This window comes from Syntrophotalea carbinolica DSM 2380 (assembly GCF_000012885.1).
In the GTDB taxonomy this organism is placed as follows: domain Bacteria; phylum Desulfobacterota; class Desulfuromonadia; order Desulfuromonadales; family Syntrophotaleaceae; genus Syntrophotalea; species Syntrophotalea carbinolica.
On sequence record NC_007498.2, the window covers coordinates 3,375,205 to 3,397,089 of the forward strand.

22 protein-coding genes are annotated in these 21,885 nt (G+C 56.8%); 3 read left to right on the top strand and 19 right to left on the bottom strand.

The window, feature by feature from the left end:
• Positions 1–3: 3 nt before the first annotated feature.
• From PCAR_RS15635 to PCAR_RS15685, 11 genes are all read right to left on the bottom strand, one after another.
• The gene (locus tag PCAR_RS15635) at positions 4–540 is read right to left on the bottom strand and encodes a phage tail protein (protein ID WP_011342674.1); all 537 of its coding nucleotides are present in this window, start codon (positions 538–540) and stop codon (positions 4–6) included.
• Positions 527–3,091, bottom strand: coding sequence for a baseplate J/gp47 family protein (locus PCAR_RS15640; protein WP_011342675.1), 2,565 nt, complete (start codon positions 3,089–3,091; stop codon positions 527–529). Before PCAR_RS15640 ends, PCAR_RS15635 begins: the two co-directional genes overlap by 14 nt.
• On the bottom strand, positions 3,088–3,588 hold the full coding sequence (locus PCAR_RS15645; protein ID WP_011342676.1) for a GPW/gp25 family protein: 501 nt from the start codon (positions 3,586–3,588) through the stop codon (positions 3,088–3,090). Before PCAR_RS15645 ends, PCAR_RS15640 begins: the two co-directional genes overlap by 4 nt.
• Positions 3,585–3,929, bottom strand: coding sequence for a hypothetical protein (locus PCAR_RS15650; protein WP_011342677.1), 345 nt, complete (start codon positions 3,927–3,929; stop codon positions 3,585–3,587). Before PCAR_RS15650 ends, PCAR_RS15645 begins: the two co-directional genes overlap by 4 nt.
• Positions 3,929–5,428, bottom strand: coding sequence for a phage baseplate assembly protein V (locus tag PCAR_RS15655; RefSeq protein ID WP_011342678.1), 1,500 nt, complete (start codon positions 5,426–5,428; stop codon positions 3,929–3,931). The genes PCAR_RS15650 and PCAR_RS15655 overlap by 1 nt, the downstream gene beginning before the upstream one ends.
• Positions 5,425–6,168 carry a hypothetical protein gene (locus tag PCAR_RS15660; RefSeq protein ID WP_011342679.1) on the bottom strand — a complete coding sequence of 248 codons (744 nt, stop codon included), beginning with the start codon at positions 6,166–6,168 and terminating at the stop codon, positions 5,425–5,427. The genes PCAR_RS15655 and PCAR_RS15660 overlap by 4 nt, the downstream gene beginning before the upstream one ends.
• Entirely contained in the window at positions 6,168–6,572 is a 405-nt protein-coding gene (locus tag PCAR_RS18700; RefSeq protein WP_148204367.1) for a hypothetical protein, read from the bottom strand. The genes PCAR_RS15660 and PCAR_RS18700 overlap by 1 nt, the downstream gene beginning before the upstream one ends.
• 735 nt (positions 6,573–7,307) lie before the next feature.
• On the bottom strand, positions 7,308–7,847 hold the full coding sequence (locus tag PCAR_RS15670) for a phage tail protein (protein WP_011342681.1): 540 nt from the start codon (positions 7,845–7,847) through the stop codon (positions 7,308–7,310).
• 66 nt (positions 7,848–7,913) lie between these two features.
• Complete coding sequence (locus tag PCAR_RS15675; RefSeq protein WP_011342682.1) at positions 7,914–9,131, bottom strand: phage tail sheath family protein; 1,218 nt, start codon at positions 9,129–9,131, stop codon at positions 7,914–7,916.
• 272 nt (positions 9,132–9,403) lie between these two features.
• A complete protein-coding gene (locus PCAR_RS15680; protein WP_011342683.1) occupies positions 9,404–10,180 on the bottom strand; it encodes a hypothetical protein in 777 nt (258 codons plus the stop codon).
• A gap of 57 nt (positions 10,181–10,237) precedes the next feature.
• Positions 10,238–10,957 (bottom strand): carboxypeptidase-like regulatory domain-containing protein, encoded by a 720-nt coding sequence (locus PCAR_RS15685; RefSeq protein WP_011342684.1) that lies wholly within the window; start codon positions 10,955–10,957, stop codon positions 10,238–10,240.
• Positions 10,958–11,555: 598 nt separating this feature from the next.
• Here PCAR_RS15685 and PCAR_RS15690 point away from each other — a divergent pair.
• Positions 11,556–11,900: a hypothetical protein gene (locus PCAR_RS15690; protein WP_011342685.1), complete on the top strand. Its 345-nt coding sequence runs from the start codon at positions 11,556–11,558 to the stop codon at positions 11,898–11,900.
• A gap of 132 nt (positions 11,901–12,032) precedes the next feature.
• Here the strand turns inward: PCAR_RS15690 and PCAR_RS15695 are convergent, their stop codons facing one another.
• The 4 genes from PCAR_RS15695 to rsgA form a co-directional block, all read right to left on the bottom strand.
• Complete coding sequence (locus PCAR_RS15695; RefSeq protein WP_011342686.1) at positions 12,033–12,800, bottom strand: TatD family hydrolase; 768 nt, start codon at positions 12,798–12,800, stop codon at positions 12,033–12,035.
• A gap of 53 nt (positions 12,801–12,853) precedes the next feature.
• Positions 12,854–13,732 (bottom strand): glycosyltransferase family 32 protein, encoded by an 879-nt coding sequence (locus PCAR_RS15700; RefSeq protein ID WP_011342687.1) that lies wholly within the window; start codon positions 13,730–13,732, stop codon positions 12,854–12,856.
• A 325-nt stretch (positions 13,733–14,057) separates the two neighbouring features.
• Entirely contained in the window at positions 14,058–14,780 is a 723-nt protein-coding gene (locus PCAR_RS15705) for a glycosyltransferase (protein WP_041531417.1), read from the bottom strand.
• Between the two features lie 170 nt (positions 14,781–14,950).
• Positions 14,951–16,045 (bottom strand): ribosome small subunit-dependent GTPase A, encoded by a 1,095-nt coding sequence (gene rsgA / locus PCAR_RS15710; protein WP_011342689.1) that lies wholly within the window; start codon positions 16,043–16,045, stop codon positions 14,951–14,953.
• 418 nt (positions 16,046–16,463) lie between these two features.
• Between rsgA and PCAR_RS15715 the strand changes: the two genes are divergently transcribed.
• Positions 16,464–17,396 (top strand): damage-control phosphatase ARMT1 family protein, encoded by a 933-nt coding sequence (locus tag PCAR_RS15715; protein ID WP_011342690.1) that lies wholly within the window; start codon positions 16,464–16,466, stop codon positions 17,394–17,396.
• 23 nt (positions 17,397–17,419) lie between these two features.
• Positions 17,420–18,196, top strand: coding sequence for a 4Fe-4S binding protein (locus tag PCAR_RS15720; RefSeq protein ID WP_011342691.1), 777 nt, complete (start codon positions 17,420–17,422; stop codon positions 18,194–18,196).
• 57 nt (positions 18,197–18,253) lie between these two features.
• On the opposite strand, the gene PCAR_RS15725 is transcribed toward PCAR_RS15720, so the two are convergent.
• From PCAR_RS15725 to PCAR_RS15740, 4 genes are all read right to left on the bottom strand, one after another.
• Positions 18,254–19,432 carry a hypothetical protein gene (locus PCAR_RS15725; protein WP_011342692.1) on the bottom strand — a complete coding sequence of 393 codons (1,179 nt, stop codon included), beginning with the start codon at positions 19,430–19,432 and terminating at the stop codon, positions 18,254–18,256.
• A 41-nt stretch (positions 19,433–19,473) separates the two neighbouring features.
• Complete coding sequence (locus PCAR_RS15730) at positions 19,474–20,355, bottom strand: 3-keto-5-aminohexanoate cleavage protein (protein ID WP_011342693.1); 882 nt, start codon at positions 20,353–20,355, stop codon at positions 19,474–19,476.
• Positions 20,348–20,824 carry a GNAT family N-acetyltransferase gene (locus tag PCAR_RS15735; protein ID WP_011342694.1) on the bottom strand — a complete coding sequence of 159 codons (477 nt, stop codon included), beginning with the start codon at positions 20,822–20,824 and terminating at the stop codon, positions 20,348–20,350. Before PCAR_RS15735 ends, PCAR_RS15730 begins: the two co-directional genes overlap by 8 nt.
• A gap of 82 nt (positions 20,825–20,906) precedes the next feature.
• A complete protein-coding gene (locus tag PCAR_RS15740) occupies positions 20,907–21,806 on the bottom strand; it encodes an efflux RND transporter periplasmic adaptor subunit (protein ID WP_011342695.1) in 900 nt (299 codons plus the stop codon).
• Positions 21,807–21,885 lie beyond the last annotated feature (79 nt).

Consider the following 21,885-nt stretch of genomic DNA (forward strand, 5'->3'; position numbering starts at 1 on the left):
AGGTTATTCGAAGCAAAGTTCATCAGGACGGTAAGTGACATAAGCCGGTTTTTCAAAAGCCACAATGGCATGAATCAGCTCTGCATGAGCCTGGGTCCCCTGAGGCGCTGTCACCACCAGGTGAAAAGGTCGTGGCGCACCGCTGCGATCGCGATTCTCCTCGATACGAAATCCGGTCTGCCCGGTGGCGATTTCCAAAAATCGGATCAAACCCCGGCGAGTACCCCGATGCCGGGAAAGTTCCGCAGCAGCAGCGCATAGCTCCCGCAAATACCCTTGTCCCGCGGGCAGGTCGCCGCCCGAACCGTCGGCCCGCCGGCGCACCAGAAAGCGATCCAAATCGACCCAGGCCGCCAGAAAAGCCACCATCCCGTCCGGCGCGCGACGGGGGTCAAACAGGCTATCCACCGAAGCGAGCAGCACCTCTAATGGCTCAGGCAGGCGCGCAGCCACTTCCAGCAGAGCGTCCAGGGGAGTCTCCGCACGTATGGCGTCCTGAAAGACGGTCGGCAACAGCGCTTCGATATCAGGTCGTTGCATCGTGTACCGTCTCTATCGCATGGGTGTCACTACAAAAAAGATAGCCTTCGCCGATAGTGACATGCTCCGTAAAGATCGTCGCCGAAACCAGGCGGAAGTTTGACCCGTCTTCGCTGCGAAATACACCGCCAGGACCACCGCATAGGATAGTCGCGGGGGTATCAGCTTCCGGCAACGGCGATGCCACAGCCAGGTCATGCACCCGGTGCAGCAAACGCTCGGTATCGCGTAGCGGCAAGCCGCAATCGATACCAGGAACCTGCCAGACAGGATCCTTCTCAGCGCTGTCCATGGACAAAACCCCGGCATGAAAGGTTGCCGCGTAGACATGCTCGCCGTAACTGGCGATAGCCCGACAGGAACCGCCTCGCCAACCGCTACCCATGCTGCGCCAGCCCTCGATTTCTCCGGGATCCCGGCGCAGTTCCCAACGCAGGCAACCGTCTCCCTCCGCACCGCCCACCGCCGCCAGACCGGCCCACAAAAACGCCCGCGGCCCGACACATTGGGCCGAAAGAACCCGAACATCCTGCCCCTTCAGGCCGATATTGCGAAACCCCTCTAACTGCTCGTCGGGGCAAAGATAGATGCCCTCGCTGTTGCGCGCCGCCACCGCCACCTGGGTACCGATACGGGGGGCATCCACCGCCACGACAGCGTAAAACCCGAGACTTTGATTTTTTGGTTCTACCAGCACCGGTACGGGGCCGGATTCGGGTGGCAACTGAAAGAGTCCCTCGTCGGTCGCCAGCAGCAATATTGCAGCTCCGCCGCGATCAAGCCAGGCGGCGTCATTGACACGAAATCCCAACTCATGCATCGCCGTCCAGCTGCGACCGCAATCCCTGCTCAGACGAATACGGCTAACATCCTCTTCTCCGGAAAGGACCGAAACAGCGGCGACAAGGCCGGCTTTGCCATCACAGCAGACCACTTTTTCAATCTCTTCGCCGTCAAATTTTTGCAGCAATTCCCAACCCATACCGTCGTCCATGGTGCGGAATAGACGACAGCCGGCAGCGGCGTACCACAGACCGGGATGAAATGGATCGTTTGTCACGGCCATCACATCCGCATCCGGCGCCTGGTCAATGGAAAACTTTACGCCATCGGCATACAAAACCCCCGGCTCGTTCAGCACCGTATGGTAAATGTCGGATGCATGGAGTCTGCGTCGCAGGGGATGATTCCCAAGGGGATTGATCAATTCACAGAGCCGGGCAACCACCCGGCCGCGTACCGCCTGCAAGTCTTCCTCGGGATGCAGCACCAGCCTTGCATGGACGCGAACCGGCTTATAGCGGTACCAATCGACCATAAAACCGGTGCCCAGCGGACGGCGCTCGTCTATCGCCTGCCGAACCCGGGCCAGGGCCTCCTCGGTCTGAGCACTCTCGAGTTGCTCTTTGCTATACAGATTTTGCTCCGTGCGCGCGAGTTCCGGTACCAACAACAGTTGCACCGTACCGGGGGCCGCAAACCGCCAACGATCGGCACGGGCAACGGCATGGGCACGTCCCACGCTACCCTCACGCAGAGCCACCGCTTCGTAGTCGCGCGCCGTCACTGCGCGATGCAGGCTGTGCAGCTCCTGCGGACCGCGCAGCAACGCGTTGTCCAGAGACTCGACCTCGCAGCCGCCTACCGCCGGCCCCGGATTATCGACCCGCAAACCGGGAATCGGATCCTTGAGTACGGTGAGGACACGAGCCGCCACATTTCCCGCCGGTCCGCCGCCACAGCGGTACCAGGCGCAAATGCGCATACCGGCGGGCGGCACGGCAGCCAGTGCCTCCGCGATTTTTGCCAAGCCATTGCCTGTCTCCGCCCCGCCTGCACGTACCGCCGGTGCAAATGTGATGGTACCCGTGGCACGGTCGGCAACGTAAACATGCTCATCACCATCGAGTCGGGCAAAATGCTCCACTTCACGCCAGACTCTGAAAGTGGCGCCGCCGTGGTTAAGCGAAGCAACGCGCTCATCCAGCGTCTCGGTTGTCTCCACCGCGATCACCAGATCGAGTTCATCTCCAGTCGGTGCGACCACCGGCGCATTGCGCAACTCAAAGCTCTGCCCCGCAAGACCGCTGGACACTCCCACGCCCTCCCCCTGAATCAACCGACAGTGGTGGGCCAAAACCGTAGCGCTATGACGATCCGGTTCCAGGGTAACGGCCGCCGCAGTTACAAAAACCGGCGCATCCTCCCCTTCCGCGCTTCGTGCCACCGTCACCCGAGTTCCCCGCGGCACCTCGATCCGACGCGTAAAACCTTCGTTACGGTGCAACCGCAGAGCTACCCTGGCAGCGCTTGAGGGCGCCAGTTTTACGCCCATCATGCGCAAAAACTCGATATAAGCCTTTTCCGGCAGGCGATTGATACGATACAGCATGACCTCGGTAAGGAAGGCGTAAAGCTCCAACAGTGTGGTCCCGGGATCACCGGCACTCAGATCGGTCCAGGCGGGACAGCGTTCGCGAACAATACGCTTGGCCTCTTCCAAAAGGTCATAGAAAGTACGATCGTCCAGTTTGGGTGCCTGCAGGCTCATGCCCTGAAATCTCCCTGTCGAAAATCATGATCGGTCGTCGGTACGATTATTCGTGCACCATGTAGATCGTATCCGAGCGCCAGACGCTCCTCCCACAAGGTACGGCGGACGCGGTATTCCAGAACGATATCGAGCGTCGAGGTATCCCCCTTACCGTGCAGATTGGCGCCTGCCTCCAGCTTCAGGATCGCCACTCGAGGCTCCCAACGACGCAACGCCTGCCCCACATAATGAATGGCCAGACCGGCGGTACCGGCGTCGTTCGGCGCAAAAACCAATCGATGCAACCAGCAACCGTAATCCGGTCGCATAAGCCGCTCGCCAGGCCGGGTACTAAGCAACAGCAGGATCGATTGCCGCACTGCCCGTCCGTCATCGGCCATGGCAATATTTCCGGTAGAACCGAGCCTCAAACCGCGCGGCGCATCCCCCGGTTCGGAAGCCACCGCCCCCACAGGTAATTCGAAGAGCCAGGCACGATCCATGTTTTCTTTCATGACTGCTCCTGCCTCACAAATCGCTGGCCGCTGTCGCACACCTGATATTTGACGGTCCCGGGAGGCGTACCGTCGGTCATACCGGTAACGGTGTCCAAACACACTCGGTGACCATCGATACGCACCCAACTGGAGTAACCTCTTTGCACCGCCAGGGTAGTGGTACAGGGCTTGATAGTCGGTCCATAATTGGGACAACCGCTGATCGATCGCGACTCGGGATCGTGCGCCACCAGAACCTTGCGCCCCTCTATCCGGACCCAGCCCTGCCCTGCCGCTATGCTCACCCGACCCAGTTGGTGAGCGCAGCGCAAATCGGCATCTTCCGTCAAAAGTATCATCATGTTCTCCGTTGCATGTCGATGCGATCGGCTCCGAGAACCAGGCGATTTCCCGGTGCCTCGATCACCAACTCGCCCTCGGCGTGCAGCAGCAAGCCTTCGGGAGTGAGAGACAGGAAACTACCCTCCGCGTTCTGCAGGCGGATGGAGCCGTCAGCGTCGTTCAGGCGGATACGTTGACCGCCGCGGGTTGCCAGAGTGTAAGGCCGATGTTTGCCGCGACCCGTTACGGCCTCCGGGTCGCGAGGCGGGCCATCGGTGTGGAACAAGCCACCGAGAACAACACCCCGCGAGGGGTCGCCGTCCGGAAGGGCCACCAATACCCGGTCCCCCGTTTCGGGTAAAACCATCACACCCTTGTCATGCCCCGCCCCAAGTTGCAAAACCATCATCCAGGTACTCAAAGCGTCGCCGTAACTGTCCAGACTGACCTGCACGCGGCCCTGGCCCTGCGGATCGTCCACATCACATACTTCGGCCGTTACCAGGGCCGGCACACTCTGCGGGCGATCAGGCAACTCCGGCCGGGTGTCGATTTCACAAACGTAGCCGCTGGCGATATCCAGGGTGTGCACCACCGTCCTGAGCAGATACGGCCCTTCCATCCCTTCAGCCACCCCTCGCACCCGCACCCAGCGTCCCGGCCGCAAGGCTACATCGCCCTCAGCCACGCCCCATAACACCATGGCGCTGGCTTGACTACGATTCAACTCGGCAGCTGCCAGGGCCTCCGCCTCGCCGTCGCTCTCTACAGGCGCTCCCAGAAGAACCCGTTCCCCGGTACCCCTTGCGAAGGATGATGCCGCGCCCTGCGCTTGAACCTGGCGTGATTCGCCGGTATGCGGGTCCCAGCCAAGTAACCGCACCGTGCTTACGGCACCAACAGGGTTGCGCTCAACGTGTGCCTCGAACAGATTCTCGCCCAAAGCCAGTTCCAGGATATGGGCTGTCTCTGACTGAGGAGCAAACAGTTGCAGCGTCCCGTCCTGTACGTAAAAATGCAGGCCGCTACGGGCGGCATACTCACGCAACAGAGCAAGGTCATGTGCAAAGCGGGGTACGATACGCGACCAGACCGGTCCCTTGCTGCTTGCGTCGGTGGAGACCCCCACCTCGGCAGCAAGGGTACGAGCCAATTCGGCGGTAGTCACCTCTACATGGGTACGGACTCCCTGCCGACGCTGCAAACGGCCCAAGACATCGTAGGCCCGCACACGCAGCGTAAGAGTACCGGACGGCCCATGCAGATATTCAACACAGGAGATCTCCCCGTCAAACACCGGGGACGTCTGCGTATCGATCTGCACACTCAGCGAAGCCCCCGGTTCCGCGGCGATCTTTGCCAAAAAAGAGGGCTCCGAAGTTGGAGCGTTCCAGCTTACTTCGCACTGGCTTGGCGCATCCAGCTGCTGCACGATTCGTAACTGCGAAAAATGCAGCGCTTCGCCGATTTCAACGCCTTCAACCCGGACTCCGGGCAACATGTTTACTTGTTTCATGCCCTGCCTCCGCCACCGCCAAAGGTAGGCTCCGCCGGCACCCGTAGCGTGCGGCCGGCATGACGCAGAGGGTTGTCCAAGTCGTTGATTTCGGCGAGCAGACTCCAATACCCGGGATGCCCGAAACGCTCGGCGGATATCTGATCGAGCCGTTCTCCGCCGCCATCACCACCTACCGGATCATAGTTGACCAAGGTGCCCGCAGCGATACGCTGACGTGCTTCATCGCGATCAACGGGCGGAGCCGGGGGGGCGGAGGGTTCGGCTGTCTCTGCACAGGAGATGCGAAGCAGACGCAAGCGCAACCAGGAACGATGAGGCTTGCCGTCCCGGGTGAAGTGTTCCAGACGCTCGGAAACCGCGGCAACAACCCCGGGCAGATTCCAGCTTGTTCCCCATATGAAGCGCACCGTCGGCGGACGTCCGTAGCGCTCTCCACCGCCGCTGTTTTCAGCCAGTTCCCACAGCGGTCCGGTAAGCTCTCGCACATCGTCCAACGGCACCGTATCCGGTCCCCTCGTCGCCAGCGAGACATCAAACAAAAGGTCAAGTGTCAATTCGGTCCGGCCTCCACCGACATAGAGCAGCGGATCGTCACTCAAATCGGCACCGGTCAGAGCGCCACCAAGCGAACGCCGCACAACCACACCGGCATTGCGTTGCACCTCAAGGTACTCCGGGTTCAACATACAACGCAGATGCACGCCGGAATGTTCGATCAGCAAAACGACTTTTTCCATCACATTCCCCGCTGCTCGTCACGAAGACGGCGACGACGCTCGCCATCGCGCCACAGAGCATGCGACGCGATAGCTGCATCCGGTTGCAGATCCGGCAACAGCGCAGGCCAGCGCTCACGAGGGGGTGACAAGGGTGCCGCCCCGACGGTCGACACGCTGGCGCGTAATGAGTCTTCCTCCAACGTGCATAATGGCTCCGTAGCGACTTCCGGAACCGGGCCCGACGCCCAAGCCCCCTTCACCTCGGCATCCGTCCGAATGGCTTGCGCATCCTTCGCCGGGTCCGCTTCAGACGATTGCAGGCGCACCTGCTGTTGCGTAATCCGGGGATCGGCCGACGCCTTTACCCCCTGTCCCGCCCCTATATCGTAACCGGGAACAACCGGTATAGATTGCGTCCGCACCCCAACGCTTGCCGAGGGATATTTCAACACCGTCTGCAGGTCATGCCGCCATGACCGGTCGGTTAATTCTGCCTCCCGTTGCACAACAGGCGATGATTCAGGAGGCGTGGGACTCGGATCAGAATTCTCAGGAGGCTGTCGCCGGGGCGGAACCATGGGCTTTGCAGCCTGTGGAAGATGCGCAACCACCTTTTGAATAAAAAGCGGTTCTTTCTCTTTCGGCCCAAGGTGCCGAGACGCCGATGTCGGTTCCGGAGCAGGTCGCGGGGGAAGTTTTGTCCCCATGGGAAGGGATGCAGCCTCTGTTTCAGCCCGATCCCGTAATAATTCCGCAACTTGACGGTCAGAGCTTAATGAGGAAGCTAACCGAGCCCCGAGCCCTAGCCGCTCCGAATACGGCCCTGCCGCCTGTACAACGGAGGCTACCGGCTCTCCCTGCGGAGACGTGGACTTGGGTGGAATCGGTCGGGGCTCCCCCGTGGCATCCCGTCCGGGTTGCGAATGCGGGCGCCCCTGCGCCAACAAGTGAGGGGCCCGCCGACGCACCAACTCAAACCATGCCCTGCGGCCCTGTTCGCCGGCTTGGTGAAAATCTATAGGTAAATCGGATGCCTCGACTTGGCGCGTTTCCCGCCGAAGACCTCCGCCCGTTATCCGAAGACCGACCAGCCGCCAAAAGCGCCAGAAGGTATTCAATACGATTTCTATCAATGACATGCTGTCGGGCATTCAACGTCATCCAGCAGCGGTACCGGCTTCACCACTCTCTCCGTCCCCCTCACCGCCTTCGGCGGCACCGCCTGCTGCTGGTACCCGTTCAAATTCTTCAAATACCAGCACCAGGGTCTCGATGGCCACCTGGCTACCCAGAGCATCGAGTTGAGTACCGCGCCAGGAACGGGGCCAGGCATTGAGAAGGTTCCAGCGCATGACTTCAGTGCAGCCATCGTGTCCGTACATCACCACCGACACGTTGCGTCGCTCGACGGTACCGGCTATGGATGACTGCATCCACTGCCACAGCTGTAGCGAACCGGTCATACCGTAACGCAGCGTAAGGTCGGCGTATTCCAGGCGCCCTGGTAGCCTGTGTACGATCTGGTTGGCACCGGCTTCACGATATTTGATCGCTTCCACATCCACGCCGAGACTGCTGCATTCCACAAATCTCCCTTCGGTGACGCCGTTGATATCGATGGCAAAGTGGAAGGAAGTATAAGGATCGGACCATTGGCCGGTGACTGCTGCCCCTTCGGGGTTCTGATTCTCTGGCATCGCTATATCCTTTGTACGCTTGCCTGCTTATATGCATCAGCTGGTTGTTTTGTTGCACGGCACCGGTTACTGCTGCACCTCGGTCTCTGTGCCGCCCACGCCCTGCCCGATCTGGAAAATGACGAATTCGGCAGGTTTGACCGGCGCCAAACCGATGCGCGTAACAACCTGTCCGGCATCCCTTACCTCCGGCGGGTTGGTCTCGGCGTCGCATTGCACGAAGAACGCTTCCTGCGGCGTGGAGCCAAACAACGCACCCTGCCGCCACAACAACGTGAGAAAAGCTGAAACATCCCGCGTAATGGCCTTCCACAAATCCTGATCGTTCGGTTCAAATACGACCCATCGGGTGCTTTGGGCGATCGATTCCTTGACCATGTTGAATAGTCGTCGAACATTGATGTAACGCCATTCACTGGCGGCCGGCGCCAATGTGCGAGCACCCCAGACCCGAATTCCTTCGCGGGGAAAAAACCGGATACAGTTCACTCCCTGCGGATTCAGTTCCGCCTGCTCATGCCGCGTGACCCGGTAGCTGACATTAAGCGCACCGCGCACCACCTCGTTGGCAGGAGCCTTATGCACCCCGCGCGTAGCGTCGCTGCGGGCATAGATCCCGGCCAGGTGGCCGCTTGGCGGCATACGGATCAAACTGCGGGAATTCAACGGATCGCGGCCTACGATCCAGGGGAAATACACGGCCCCATAGCCGGCGTCCGAATTTCTGGGACGCAAGCCGGCAGCACCTTTTCCTGTTTGAGCCTGCTTTTCACCGTCATCGCTCTTTTCCACCTGCATTCTGGCCGCGGCGACCTTTGTCAGATCATTGATAGCCGCAGCGGTCGCCGGTCCATCCAGGATAGCCACCCGGTCCTCCATGAGTTCGCAATGGCTAAGCACCGCATCATAGGCCGCCGGGGATACGAAACCCGGTGCTGCCACGATAGCCACTTCATCAATGCTCTCCAAAACTCCGAGCCCCTTGCGGTCACCGGTAAGCTGCGTCTCGTCCTGACAGTTGACCACGTAACAGCGCCCACCGCCATTCAGGAAAAAACCGTAGACAGCCTGGGCTAAACAGGTGGTGTGCGCCTTGTGCGTACCGGCGCCGAAAATGCGCATGAATTGCTGCCAGCTGTTTATCGCCACGGGTTCGTGGGCGCGAACCGATGGATTCGGTGCCACTCCCACGAAACCGGCGGTACTGGTGCCCACCGCTTGAATCGGTCGCGCACCGGAGGCCACTTCCTCCACATATACGCCCGGTGTCAGATAATTCGGCATTTTGGGATCCTCCCACTCTTGTCAAAAGCCGCAACCCCACGGTTCTACACGTATCAGCCGTGAGCGGTTGTGCCGTGGCAGGCCCCGGAACCCAAGGTGCTTTCTCACCCCGTGTCCCGGCTCCGAATCGTTCCATCCATCCGGTCTGATCCGGGGTCTCCGACCTGCAAATAAATATTCGTTGGTTTCGCTGCACACCACCTGAAAGATGGTGATAAGTGACCCTTCTGAGCCCGAATCCAAGGTCGCCCAGCAGGCGGCTACATAAGCTGTCAGATCCACATGGCAATAATGTTGCCCTGCGCTGTAGACGGGTTGTTACTTTCCGCAAGACGCTCCGCGAGGTCGTCGGCCCCGGTTCCGATCACGATCTCGTCAAATGCTCCAAACAGGTGAAACAGACTCCCGAACGTGGCAAGATTCAGCGTGTGCCCGGCCTCATGCTCGATAGGCCAGATAGTGGTACTTTGATCCACGAACGAAAAGTTTCCCATGTTGTACGCGGTGTGTGCCGGGTTCAGATTGCTGCAGAGCCCGCCCCGCTGAAAAAACGTGCCCGTTTTCCAGTCCACCCGCAAGCCGAGAACACGGAGAAATTTCGTCCCCGTAATCAGGGCTACCGGATGGAGGAGTAGATTCGTAAGGTAAAAGAGCAATCCCAAACCGGCCACCAGGTAGGCCATCGGCTGAAAAAGACAGAGCCAACCGAGAAAGCCCTGAAATACTTCGCTGCGGGAGAATACGGGAAACACCGCAAGAAAATTCAATACGCCTAGTATCCCGCCGACAGCTACCCCTGCCGGTCCCAACAGCCACGCATACACGGCAGCGCCAAGAAAACCGTTCAATCCGGCATTGAAACCGATGAGCAAGCCCCGCATGAACTCTCCGAAGCCCGTGGTTGCAGTAAGGTGCGCCACAATATAACCAACCAGGGTCACACCGACGACAATCGCCAGCGAAATCCAGCCGATACCAAGACCGAAGTAGAGCCCCGCAACGCCGGCAACACCGGCAAGAGCCCCAAAGAATGCCACTGTGGTTTTCATTCGCTTGTCCTCCTCTAGGTAATTATGCCGTGCTGAGTGCTTTCGCCCAGGTCCACATCAACAGCCCAACGGCTCCAGACGAATCAACCAGGGTTGTTGTTCCGTGGTCGGACCCGGAATTTCAAGGTGCATTTCCACACCCCGTGCCTGAATCCTAATCCGCCCGCATGTCCGGCCGGAACCATGAGTGCCGACCTTCAAGTGAAAGGTGCCGTCGTGATCACTACGCACCACCTGTCCGGTGGCAAGAAGTTTGATTTCTGCCCCCGCAACTGGGGTTGCATCAGCGGCAACGACATAGCCATGCACGCTGAACATGCCCGCCATGTCTATGCGATGAGTACGGACCTGAGCGACCTCCACGCGTTCCACCGCCTCGCTGACGTGCGCTTCAAGCAAAAAAGCCGGACGAGGCGCAATACCTGAAGCAAGCCACCATGACGATGATGGTGGCTCGGACATCAGCGACATTCCTTGCGTATGCTGGGCTTGAAGCATGAGCGAAAGCAACGCCCGTTCTCTTTGGGGATGGGGAGAAGAACCGCCAACGGCGATGAGATAGAGCAAACGCGCCAAAGGTCGCATAGACGCTCGACGGCGCGCTGAGCCATGGGCACACCGCTCAGGATCGAGCCTGGCGGTCAGCAATACTGCGGAAACAGCCAGCGGTCTTTCGGCCTCCGCCTCAAACCCGTGGATGAAACAGGCATCCAGACCTTGATCCCGCAGACCCTGCACCCAACGACGAAAGTTATCGTGAATTACTGACAGTTCCATAACCTGCTCAACGGCATTATCGATCCCCACAAAACGCGATAACGCATGAAACAATAAGGGCCATTAATTATTTTCGGCTTTTTCATTGTATATACCAATTAATACATGTCAACAATAATTTGTTACGCCACCTCCATAGAACCTCAACGAAGAGTATGCAAAGTGCGAAAACCGCGATAGATCAAGCAGGGATCTCCTCCTTTAAGGAAATCTACAGTGCTTGCAACAAGAATTTGACACAACCCGGACATACCTCTTGCGATCGAAACGGAAGGTGGGAAATATCTCGTATCTGATACAAGGCTCTGCGTTTGCCCTCTACTCTCCCCACCGTACGTTCATAAAACCAACTTGCAAAAAGATCCCCGTATTCCACCGAATCATTTGTATTGACGAACACTCATTTAGCCGCTAGCATAAGCCCCTGCTTATCTTGCATTTACGATTCAAGCGCACGCTGCCAAGGAGGCCCGGCATCCCTTGGAACCGAAATGCCGGAAAACCTCAGACTCCAGGCGACGGTGGACAACTAACCTGTGCGCCTTATTTTGTTCGAAGCTTTAGATTGTATGAATGATTCCACTAGCGGAGGAAATCGATGAAATTACTGAAATGTCTATCAATCGCGGTATTATGTGGCCTACTTATGGCCTGTGGGCATGGATTTGAAGGGGAATATAAAGCGGAAGCCGGTTCCTCGAATGAATTTTTAAATGCTTTTGCCGGCACTCAGGAAATGCGGACCGTGATCATCGGTTCCGATTACATGGAATCGCAGGGTGAGCGTGCAGAATTTGAGGATATCTTTGTCAGAGAAAATGGTGAAAACCGGTATCTTGTTTTTAAGGACAAAGATAAAGAAGAAGCCTGGAAGATTATTGACGACGAAACCCTGGTTCAGGGAAATGGTTTTGTCAACATTACCCTGAAAAAAGTAAAATAGACGCCAAGCAAAAAAACGCTGGCCTCACCCCAGAAACGACCGAAGGAGCATGGCAACCTTTCTCGCCATAAGAAAGAGTCGCCGTGCCCCATTTCTTTTCTTCCACTCGGCGCAGCGACATTCCCGACGGCTTCAAAAGTTCTGTCCGCCAATGCTCCCGCTACACCGCCGGTCCAATTCCTGCCAGTTCTGCCATAACTTGTCTTCAAGCTCGGCTGCGCTCATCTGCTTGATCGCGGCCACCTTCTGCAGGATTGTCAACAGCAGGTCCGGCATGCCGATCTCTTTGGCCTGCCAGCGATAGCCGTCCGGGTTGTCTGTCTCCAGCAGGATACGATCCAGCGGCAGGACCTCGGCAATGCTGTGTTCTATACGCGGGTTCAGGACATCGACCCCGACGGTAAAATAACAGCCCTCTGCCAGATAGGCCTCGACCAGGTCGAGCGGCCCGCCATACCAGTGAATAATCGGGCTGGCAATCCGGTAGCGCCGCAACAGTTCCAGCACCTCGCTTTCGGCACCTCGCGTGTGCAGATTCATCGACTTCGACAGACGCTGCGCCCACGCGCACTGATACTCGAAGACCTGCAGCTGTCCGGGATAAAGTTTCTCATCCTTCACATAGCGAAAATCGAGCCCTGCTTCACCGATCAGCGGCGTTTCCTGAAGGTAGTCGTCAAGCTCCTGCAGCCTGTCCGTGTAATGCGCGGCCTCCCAGGGATGAATGCCGAAGGTCGGGATGATATAGCGGCAGGACTTCGCAATCTCCTTGGCCTTCAGATACGCTGAAACATCCATGGCGACAGCCATGGTCACGATGCGATGCCGCTCGATCTGGGCGAGCGCCTCGGGCAAAGCATCCGTGTACCAATCGATGTGGGCGTGGGCATCTACCAGCATGCGATCTCCTTACAGGTTATCAATTCATAAGGGACGGCCCGAGCCAGGGAACCTTACCCCACAGCCTGCCATCGTTTGAGGCGTTTGGAAATACTTTTCTTGAGCCGCTTACCCGTGGCGGTCAGATAACCGGAGAGGAGGTTAAGCAGGTACGCCCATCTCTTTATGCCACGGGGTTTTATGATCGGGCAATTCTGGTTGGAATAATGGGAACGCCGAAAACTTGTTTCGTGCGACCTGGAGGCGGATAAAAAGGAATAGCAAAGCCCCAGGTCATCTTCTGCATCGATGATCGCATGGGGCTGACGCTCTTTTATGGATAAAATAGCCTGGGTATAGGCTATCGGTCCGGTCAGTTTGAGTACACCAACCCGGCCGACTTCCCCCGTTATCGGACAATACTTATCGATGTTCTCACAAACCTGATCGATGGTTTTGCGTAAAAAGGGATGCCCCGGCGGCGCCACAATAAACCATTGCTGGAATTCGCCCCGTTCCGGCCATTCTTCCCGCATGTCTTCTGCACGGGCAAGCAACCCGTAACCCGCATATTTATCCTCAGGGCCGTTTTTCCAATGAGACAGCAAATAACTCTTATCCGAAGGCAGCACCTCGTCCAACGGCCGGGTTACAGTGCTTTTTATGTCCAGATAGACCCCGCCGTCGTTGTAAACCACTAAATATCGGAAGAAATCCGCCTTGGCTGCACCGTAGCGTGCATCGATGCGATCGTAATAACTCAGCGCCCAGGGAAAGTGCCTGGCCATATAAGCCCGGATGTCGTCATCATCATAAAAGCGGTATTCCCAGCCAGGACATAGCTGCTTGATGCGCGAAATGTTTTGTTGATAAAGAAGGGGAAGGTCGCGATCTGCATAGGTTTGATGAATTATTTTCGGCAACCAGCCATGCAGTTTGTCTATCTCGACCATTTTTAAAATTCCGGGGAAGGCGACCGATATGCGCTTTCAACCGTTGAGGATCGAAACCGCCATAAAGTCCTCTTTCTACAGGAGGCCATGAATCGTTGTCAAGAAACACTTTGTTACATTTCGGGCGCATAGGTGCAGTTTGGTTGCCATGCGACACATCAGAACGGAAGCCGGCAGATCTTCAAATGCGATGAGAGGATTTTATGCGGGAGACAAAAAAGAAATGAATGGTGCGGATTAAGGCACCCCTTGATGGTTACGGTATGGAAAGCTCGAATGATGACTGATCCCGGTAACAACCTGGGGAAATTGCCCACCCTGCGGGTCAGGGCAAAGGTTCGTTCATGCATTGGCTCGTATCGCAATCCCTGGCCGTATGTTTGCAGAGCTCGAACCAGTCCGGATGCTCGTCCGTCAGGCAACGATCCATGACATCCTCAAAGGGCTTCATCCCCGTCCCTTCGACCATATATGCAAACCGTTGAAGCAGTTTCGACAGGAGCAGATCGTCGACGTTAAAACAGGGATGGCGGCCGTCGGCCAGTTCACCCCACAGCCTGGCCAGCCCGGTATCGGCAACCATGTCCCTGAAAAACCCTATCGGCACAAGAATGCCTGCGTACCCGGCCACGGTTGGCAACCCATCCAATAAACCTGCATCGTTGGCCAGCACCAGGCGACGATAGTCGTGCACTCTACTTCGCCGCTGAAGATGTTTCAGCATTTTGCGAAAGACATGGTCGCGAAGAATAATATCGTCGTCGGCAATGTAAATATGGGTAACGTCCCCGTCGACCAACGGCAGATAGGTCAGCAAACCGGTAAATTTGGTCGCCGGTCCCATATCGTCACATCGGTGGATCTCCAGTCGTTCCTGGCCGTATCGCTCGTGGAGGAATGCAGGATCGGGATAAGGCGTGCCCGTGCGCAGGCTGTTGTGAGGCACGAAGAGTACAAGCTTGAAGGGCGATGAAGTTTTTTGAGAAAAAATCGCATCAAGCACGCGATATATAAAATTCGAGGTCAACCGCTCCGGCAGTGTCGTCATGCAAACAAGCACGTTAGGCAGCGGCGGCTCGGGTAGCGCATGCCCTGCGAAACGTCTGAATAGAGGGGCGAATCGCGAACTGAACATTTTGAGTTTATCTACCAATCCCTCCGACATCATCTCGCGACCCCCAAAACCAGGCTATTGCGCATAACATAACTCGTTTAGATCTACTGACCGTCACCATGTTCCCGACGCCAGCGCTTGCCTTGCCGGGGAATGGTTTTCCTTTTGCGCTTTTGGGCAACCTGCGCCGCCAACTCGCTCTGCAAGGTGGCCGAAGCGATTTCCGCACGTTGTTTGAGATAGCTTTCCAGGCGCGCGGGGTCGAGAGTCCCATCGTGCAATGCCTGCCGGATACCGCAATCCGGTTCCTGATCATGCTGACAGTCGCTAAAGCGGCATTGCGCCGCGAAACCGATCACCTCGGGAAAGGTGCTGGCCAGCCCCGCCTCGCTTTCGCCCCATAGATGCAGTTCGCGCAATCCCGGCGTGTCGATAACAAGGGCACCGCCGGGCAGGGGAAAAAGTTCCCGGTGAGTGGTCGTGTGCATACCCTTGCCCACGGCGGCGCTAATCTCCGAAGTTTGCTGGTGCTCGGCACAGGCCAGCCGGTTAAGCAGGGTGGATTTACCCGCTCCCGACGACCCGATCAGCACCAGGGTGCTGCCGGCCTTGAGATGGGACGCCAGTTCGTCCAGCCCGTCACCGCATTGCGCACTGGTCACCAGGACCGGCGTGCCGAAGGCGATGGATTCGATTTCGGCACGTCGCGCTTGCGTCTCGGGACAGATGTCGGATTTGTTGAGAACGATGAGCGGCATGGCGCCGCTTTCATGAACCAGGGTCAGGTAACGCTCGATGCGCCTGGGATTGTAATCACGATTAAGGCCGCAGACGATGATGGCGATGTCCACATTTGCCGCCAGCACCTGGGGGACGCCCGGCTTTTCGACCAAACCTTTGCGATTACTGACAGTGGCCCGCTTTAAAGCCGTCTGCCGAGGCAGGATGGCATGGATGCGGATACCCCCCTCCTGTGGCGAATCGATGCCCACCCAATCCCCCACGGCCGGCAACGCGTCCTGGGTGGAGCCATGACGCAACTGTCCGGCAAGGGTGGCGGTCTGTTCGCCGTCGGCGCCAAGCAGGGTATAAAATCCGCCCCCCACACGAATCACCCGGGCGGGCACGAGATCTTGGCCGCGATAGTTTTCAAAATGACTTTCAAAATGGGCGTTCCAGCCCAGTTGCTTTATATTCACTCGAAACAATTCCTTCGACATTAGCGTTTGACAGGTTCCGGCCCGGGCGTGGCTGATGAGAATACAGGCGACAGGAGTATATCCTAAGGCATTGGGATGCTATTTAGCAAGTTGCGCAATACCCTGCCTCTGCTATGCCCCCCGCCTTAACGCTTGGCCATCAACCAAAGGCCTGCCGTCGCTTGTGACCTTGCATGTCCCGGGCAACTCCGGTTCCCATTAATGACCCGACACAGAGTATTCAAAACCCGCAAATCACTACAGGCTTTTTTGTTTACGCGATTTAATATAGAATACCGCTGTCAAGGGAAGTTTTAGATCCTGGAAGAACCTCTCGGCCGATTGGCCGGTGCAGGGACGGGCTTTTGAGCCGTTTATTCGGGATCGGCACCCATAGCAATGGAGATGTGAAGAAAAAATGAATGAAACTGAAAATCAAAATAAATATTCTTGCGGCATCGCGCCGGAGTGTTTCCCCTGTGTGGTTAATCATGCCTTGTCGGCTGCGCGTTTTGCCGGGTTAAACGAAGAACAGGCCAAGGGAATCGTTGAGGTTGCCGAAGCAGGTCTAAAAGAATCCGAAAACTCGGCCATCCTGGTTCAGCATGTCGTGCGCCGTGTGGCGGATGCGATCATCAAAGCTAAAGGCGCACCTTCGTCTTTTGACATCTATGCGGAGATCAAACAAACGTCGAATCTTCTATCTCTGGATTATGTCGAAAGCCTTCAGAAAAAGATGGAGAACAGCATTTCCCCTCTGGAAACGGGACTGCAGATTGCCGCGGCGGGTAACATCATAGACTTCGGTGCCAAAGACCACGCTTCTTTAAATTTGGAAAAAGAACTCCGCTCCCTTGAAAACGTTCCCTTTACCCGTTACGACCTCGCGGCATTCAAAACATCGTTAAAAACGGCTTCGACGCTTCTCTATCTCTGCGACAACAGCGGCGAAATCGTCTTCGACATGTTGTTCATAAAACAGCTGCAACGGGAGTATCCCGACCTTGAAATCGTGGCGGCGCTTCGCGACAAACCGATCATCAACGACGCCACCCTTGCGGATGCCAAAACGGTCGGGCTCGACCGTCTTGTCACAACCATATCCAGCGGCAGTATCTATCCCGGAACAATCCTCGCTGAAACCACCGACGAATTTCAGGACATCTATGCCGCGGCCGATGTGATCCTTTCGAAAGGTCAGGGCAATTTCGAGACATTGCTGCCGCTGGCGGATAAGAGGATCTTCTTTTTACTGCGCATCAAATGCGACTATATGGCGGCCCTTTCCCAGGTGGAACGCGATAGCCTGGTGCTTATGCAAGCCCCTGACAAGGCCGCCGCAGAGTTGTAACGACAAAACAGGAGGTACCAGCAATGCAAACCGCCCATCTTATCTATTTTTCGCCCACCGGGACGACCCGAAAAGCAGCCGAAGCCATTGCGCAAGGCGTTGGCGCAAGCAAGGTTATCCATTACGATCTGACCCTGCCGGGCGCAACATTCGACACCGTGTTAACCGAAGGTGTGGCGGTTATCGGCATCCCGGTGTATGCCGGTCGCCTGCCGGAACTCTGCCTGCAGCGCCTGCAGGCGATCAGGGCAACACGGATACCTGCCGTTCTGGTTGCTCTTTACGGCAACCGCGAGTTCGACGATGCACTCGTCGAGCTGCGCGATCTGTCCGTCGCCAAGGGTTTCGACATCATCGCTGCCGGGGCCTTTATCGGCGAACATTCCTTCTCCACCCCGAGCCAACCGATAGCGGCCGGCCGGCCCGATGCCGAAGACCTCAAAAAAGCGGTGCAATTCGGCCGACAGGTGGCTGGAAAACTGCGGAGCGGCAACCCGGACACTCCGGATATGGACGGGCATGTGCCTTACAAGGATCGGCCGAAATTTGGGGGCAAGGCGCCACAGACAGATGTCGGACAATGCATTCTCTGCGGAAAATGTGCGGCGGTTTGCCCTTCGGGCGCCATCACCGTGGCCGATTCGGTTACGACCGACGCCGAAAACTGTATCATGTGCTGCGCCTGTACCAGAGCGTGCGACAACAAGGCACGATCCTTTACTCATCCGTGGATCGAAGAAAAACGTGCGATTTTAAACAAGAATTGCGCTGAGCCTAAAATGCCGGAAATCTTTATTTGATGCAGGTAAAAGAGCGGCTTCACCCGCCCTCAATGATCCGCTCCTATCCGGCAGCGATTATCGGTTGATCCGCAAACAGATCCTTCGCTCCACGGCATCGTACAGGCGAAGGATCTGAAAAACGGTTTTCCGCCCTTGCCTTCCCGCCCATTCCATGCGATTCAACACTTCGCTGCGGCGGATCAGGGCATGGATCGCCACCCCGGTCTTCCGATCGACGCCGCGGCGGAGAATCTCCTTATACACCTTGATGAAAAGGGGGGCGACTCTCATGACGCGGTAGAGATAAAAATCAAGGTTCTCTTTATTGGCGAAATTTTCAAATTCGTCCAGATGTCCTTCCAGCTGAAGTACCAGAAGGGTGCGGATGCATTTGGGACAACACCCGCAGTTCAAAGCTTTTCCGGTCAGTTCAAAGGATCCATAGAAGTTTTGCTGACATATGCGGAGATGACGGTGCGCCAGAGGATTTCCTGCGATAACCCGGATTTTTTCGTTCTTTGTGACATGGCCGCCGTAATGATCGATTTTCATTACCGGGGAAGACCAGAGGGGATCGATATGGCATTGGCTTCCATAGGTGCCTGTTTCCCACTGGGGAAGGCCCGATGATACGACCAGGTCGCTGACCTGATCCAGAAGGTGACCGATCGCCGCCAATGCGCCGCCATAGGCTTTCCTGTATTTTCTTCCTGCAATCGGGTGCTTGCGGGCATTGGTCCGGATCATTGCGGCATCCATCTTTTTCCCCGCGGCGACCCGTTGCACATGTTCAAAGGCGATCCGAGCCCCTTCTTCATCGTCCAGATGGATATCGTACCCGTGTACGAGCACCAGCATATCGATCGGCTGGGGATAGGTAAGCAGGGAGTAAAAGGAATCCACGCCGCCGGAAAAACACAGGGCCCTTTTGCGGCCCGGCACCCTGCCGGAGGAGCTGTCCGGATCCATCGATTCGATGTTAACCGGCTGCCAGCCCAGCAAATCCGAAAAAAGATTCACCAACTTCCGCGCATTCGCAAGCCATTCAGGACATAGCGGATCCTCGAAAACCAGATCGCGTCCGAGACTCATCGCCGGCACAAGCAGGATGCTGCCGAACCCTTCGGGCGACAATCGCAGCTCCGTATGCGAGGATTCGAACCAGAGAGGCACCCCGTCGACCTCTGCGGAAACACGCGAAACCCCTTCGCGGTGGTTCGCATAAGCGAGTTTGCTGACAATAATCCGTTCCAATGTCCCTCCCTCAATACCTGCAGCAGCAGGTCATCCGATCTTTATTTGTCGGGCAAACCAAGCATGGCCCGCGCCTCGGACGGTTCGGCGACCTCCCGACCAAGCTCGGAACTCAGATGTACGATTCGCCGAATCAACTGTTCGTTGGTCGCCAGCTGTTGCCGGGCATGATCGTAGTACAGATTGTCCTCCAACCCAACCCGGATGTGTCCCCCGGAGAGGATGGATGCGGTGTTCATCTTGAGCTGAAAACGTCCGATACCAGCGGCCGCCCAATGAACCGCACGGGGCAGATTCTTGACCATGCAGCTCAAATCGAACAAGGTAGCGGGCGTCGAATAGAGCGACCCGAGCAGAATATTCATATAGAGAGGGGATGTTAAAACGCCTCGCCGTAACAAAACTTTTACCGCGTGAACCATTCCCGGATCAAAAACTTCCACTTCCGGAACGATACCGGAGTTTCGCATTTTAATCGCCAGCGATTCGATCATCTCCGGCGTATTCACAGACGCCTGTTCCGGAAAGTTCAACGACCCCAGGGTCAGACTTGCCATATCGGGCTTGGCTTTTCCCGTCAGTTCAAGCACTTCAGAGCGGCATTCAAAGGTATTATGCCGTCGACCGCTGGTGGAAACGCAAAGAATCGCAGCCGGACAATGCTCCCGTATGCCGAGAATCATACGCTCATACAAGTCTTTCCGGTAGGTCGGTTCGCCGTTTTCATCGCGGGCATGCAGATGCACGATGGACGCTCCGGCCCGAAGGCAACGAACCGCATCATCAACGATTTCTTCCGGAGAAAGCGGCACATACGGGGAGTCTTTGCGACCGGGAATCATGCCGGTAATCGCCGCATTGATAATCAGCTTGGGATAAGGCGTCGCAGGATAGGGAATCTCCAACCCGGACAAGTCATTCATCCGCCGCAACCTCCCGCGATTGTCTGGCCCACTTTTCCAAGTCGACTCGCAAGGTCGTCCAGCAGTCGATATCCGGCGCACTGTATTCGTGCACTTTTTTCAGCCGCCCGACTTCCTCATATCCGAAATGTTTTTTATACCACGCAATGCTTTTCGGCAAATCGCAATTGGTGGTCAGGATCTTGATCCCACGACAGGCCATCTCCTTCATCCGAAAGGTTTGCAGCTTCAAACCCAGCCCCAATCCGCGGCAATCCCTGTCCACCGCCATCAGCTCGGTTTTGGCCTCGGTATCGGAAAGAATTTTGTATCCGCAAAACCCGACGACCCGCCCCTTCATCCGCACCACAAAATAATTTTCCCAGCTGATTTCAGGCATTTCCGCGGATGGCACATAATGCATGTTCACCTGTTTCAGCAACGCCATTACCTGCGGTTTGTCCGCCTCTTGTATTTTTTCTATGGTCATGCGCACCGACCTTCCGTTTGTTGTTTTTGGCGAAACGGTACTCGGAGCCTTTAGCATGTCTTAGGGATCATTGTCAAAAATATTATAATTTTTGTATGCGTTTTGACCCCAGAGTCGGTTTGACAATAACCGTGCAGGTCATTCCGGCCGCAAGCGGCACCTCCTCGGGAACCTCGTCGATCCGCACCCGTACCGGCACCCGTTGCGCCAGTCGCACCCAGTTGAAGACGGGATTGACATTGGCCAAAAGTTCGCTGCCGGTGGGATTATCCCTGTCGGTGATACCGCGTGCGAGACTTTCGATATGCCCATGAAGAGGTGTCTCGGAACTCATAAGTCTGATTTCCACCGGATCCTCCCGCTGCAGCAGGCGCAGTTTATTTTCTTCGAAGTACCCGTAAATCCAGAACGAGTTTTTATCGACCACCGCCAGTTTCGGCGTGCCCGCGGTGACATAATCGCCGGGATGGATGGCAAGGTTTGTAATGTAGCCGTCTACGGGCGCGCGCACCTCGGTACGCTGAAGGTTAAGCTCCGCCACAGCGCACGCCGCCTGCGCTTCTTCATAAAGTGCCTCAGCGGCATCAGCCTGGGCCCGTGAGTTCTCCCGATTTTCATTGGAGATCACCTTTCCCCCCAGCTGTGCGCGCCGCTCGAACTCCCGGCTGCGCATGACCATGGTCGCTTTACTGGCCGCCAGGCGCGCCCTGGTCTGGGCCAGCGCCAGACGGTAGCGTTCCTGATCGATGGTGAAGAGCAGGTCCCCTTTATGCACAAGCTGATTATCATGCACCGCCATGCTGGCAACGATGCCGGAGACATCGGCCGCAACCTTGATGATATCGGCCCGCACGCGACCATCCCGGGTCCAGGGTGAATTCATGTAGCGTTGCCACAAGGCAATGCTGGTAAGTATGGCGGCTGAGAAGATGATCAGCGTAACGGCGATACTCGATATGGTTTTCAGTTTATGTGTTTGCATGGAACAACCTCTATAGGAACAGATGAAAAACAGTTATCCGCCAGATGTTCAAAGAAACTTCCAGGGGAACAAAGCGCAG

Bases quoted from the DNA above. Each gene is read 5' to 3' on its own strand.
- PCAR_RS15635 (WP_011342674.1), bottom strand. From the start codon at position 540: ATGCAACGACCTGATATCGAAGCGCTGTTGCCGACCGTCTTTCAGGAC.
- PCAR_RS15640 (WP_011342675.1), bottom strand. From the start codon at position 3,091: ATGAGCCTGCAGGCACCCAAACTGGACGATCGTACTTTCTATGACCTT.
- PCAR_RS15645 (WP_011342676.1), bottom strand. From the start codon at position 3,588: ATGAAAGAAAACATGGATCGTGCCTGGCTCTTCGAATTACCTGTGGGG.
- PCAR_RS15650 (WP_011342677.1), bottom strand. From the start codon at position 3,929: ATGATACTTTTGACGGAAGATGCCGATTTGCGCTGCGCTCACCAACTG.
- PCAR_RS15655 (WP_011342678.1), bottom strand. From the start codon at position 5,428: ATGAAACAAGTAAACATGTTGCCCGGAGTCCGGGTTGAAGGCGTTGAA.
- PCAR_RS15660 (WP_011342679.1), bottom strand. From the start codon at position 6,168: ATGGAAAAAGTCGTTTTGCTGATCGAACATTCCGGCGTGCATCTGCGT.
- PCAR_RS15670 (WP_011342681.1), bottom strand. From the start codon at position 7,847: ATGCCAGAGAATCAGAACCCCGAAGGGGCAGCAGTCACCGGCCAATGG.
- PCAR_RS15675 (WP_011342682.1), bottom strand. From the start codon at position 9,131: ATGCCGAATTATCTGACACCGGGCGTATATGTGGAGGAAGTGGCCTCC.
- PCAR_RS15680 (WP_011342683.1), bottom strand. From the start codon at position 10,180: ATGAAAACCACAGTGGCATTCTTTGGGGCTCTTGCCGGTGTTGCCGGC.
- PCAR_RS15685 (WP_011342684.1), bottom strand. From the start codon at position 10,957: ATGGAACTGTCAGTAATTCACGATAACTTTCGTCGTTGGGTGCAGGGT.
- PCAR_RS15690 (WP_011342685.1), top strand. From the start codon at position 11,556: ATGAAATTACTGAAATGTCTATCAATCGCGGTATTATGTGGCCTACTT.
- PCAR_RS15695 (WP_011342686.1), bottom strand. From the start codon at position 12,800: ATGCTGGTAGATGCCCACGCCCACATCGATTGGTACACGGATGCTTTG.
- PCAR_RS15700 (WP_011342687.1), bottom strand. From the start codon at position 13,732: ATGGTCGAGATAGACAAACTGCATGGCTGGTTGCCGAAAATAATTCAT.
- PCAR_RS15705 (WP_041531417.1), bottom strand. From the start codon at position 14,780: ATGACGACACTGCCGGAGCGGTTGACCTCGAATTTTATATATCGCGTG.
- PCAR_RS15715 (WP_011342690.1), top strand. From the start codon at position 16,464: ATGAATGAAACTGAAAATCAAAATAAATATTCTTGCGGCATCGCGCCG.
- PCAR_RS15720 (WP_011342691.1), top strand. From the start codon at position 17,420: ATGCAAACCGCCCATCTTATCTATTTTTCGCCCACCGGGACGACCCGA.
- PCAR_RS15730 (WP_011342693.1), bottom strand. From the start codon at position 20,355: ATGAATGACTTGTCCGGGTTGGAGATTCCCTATCCTGCGACGCCTTAT.
- PCAR_RS15735 (WP_011342694.1), bottom strand. From the start codon at position 20,824: ATGACCATAGAAAAAATACAAGAGGCGGACAAACCGCAGGTAATGGCG.
- PCAR_RS15740 (WP_011342695.1), bottom strand. From the start codon at position 21,806: ATGCAAACACATAAACTGAAAACCATATCGAGTATCGCCGTTACGCTG.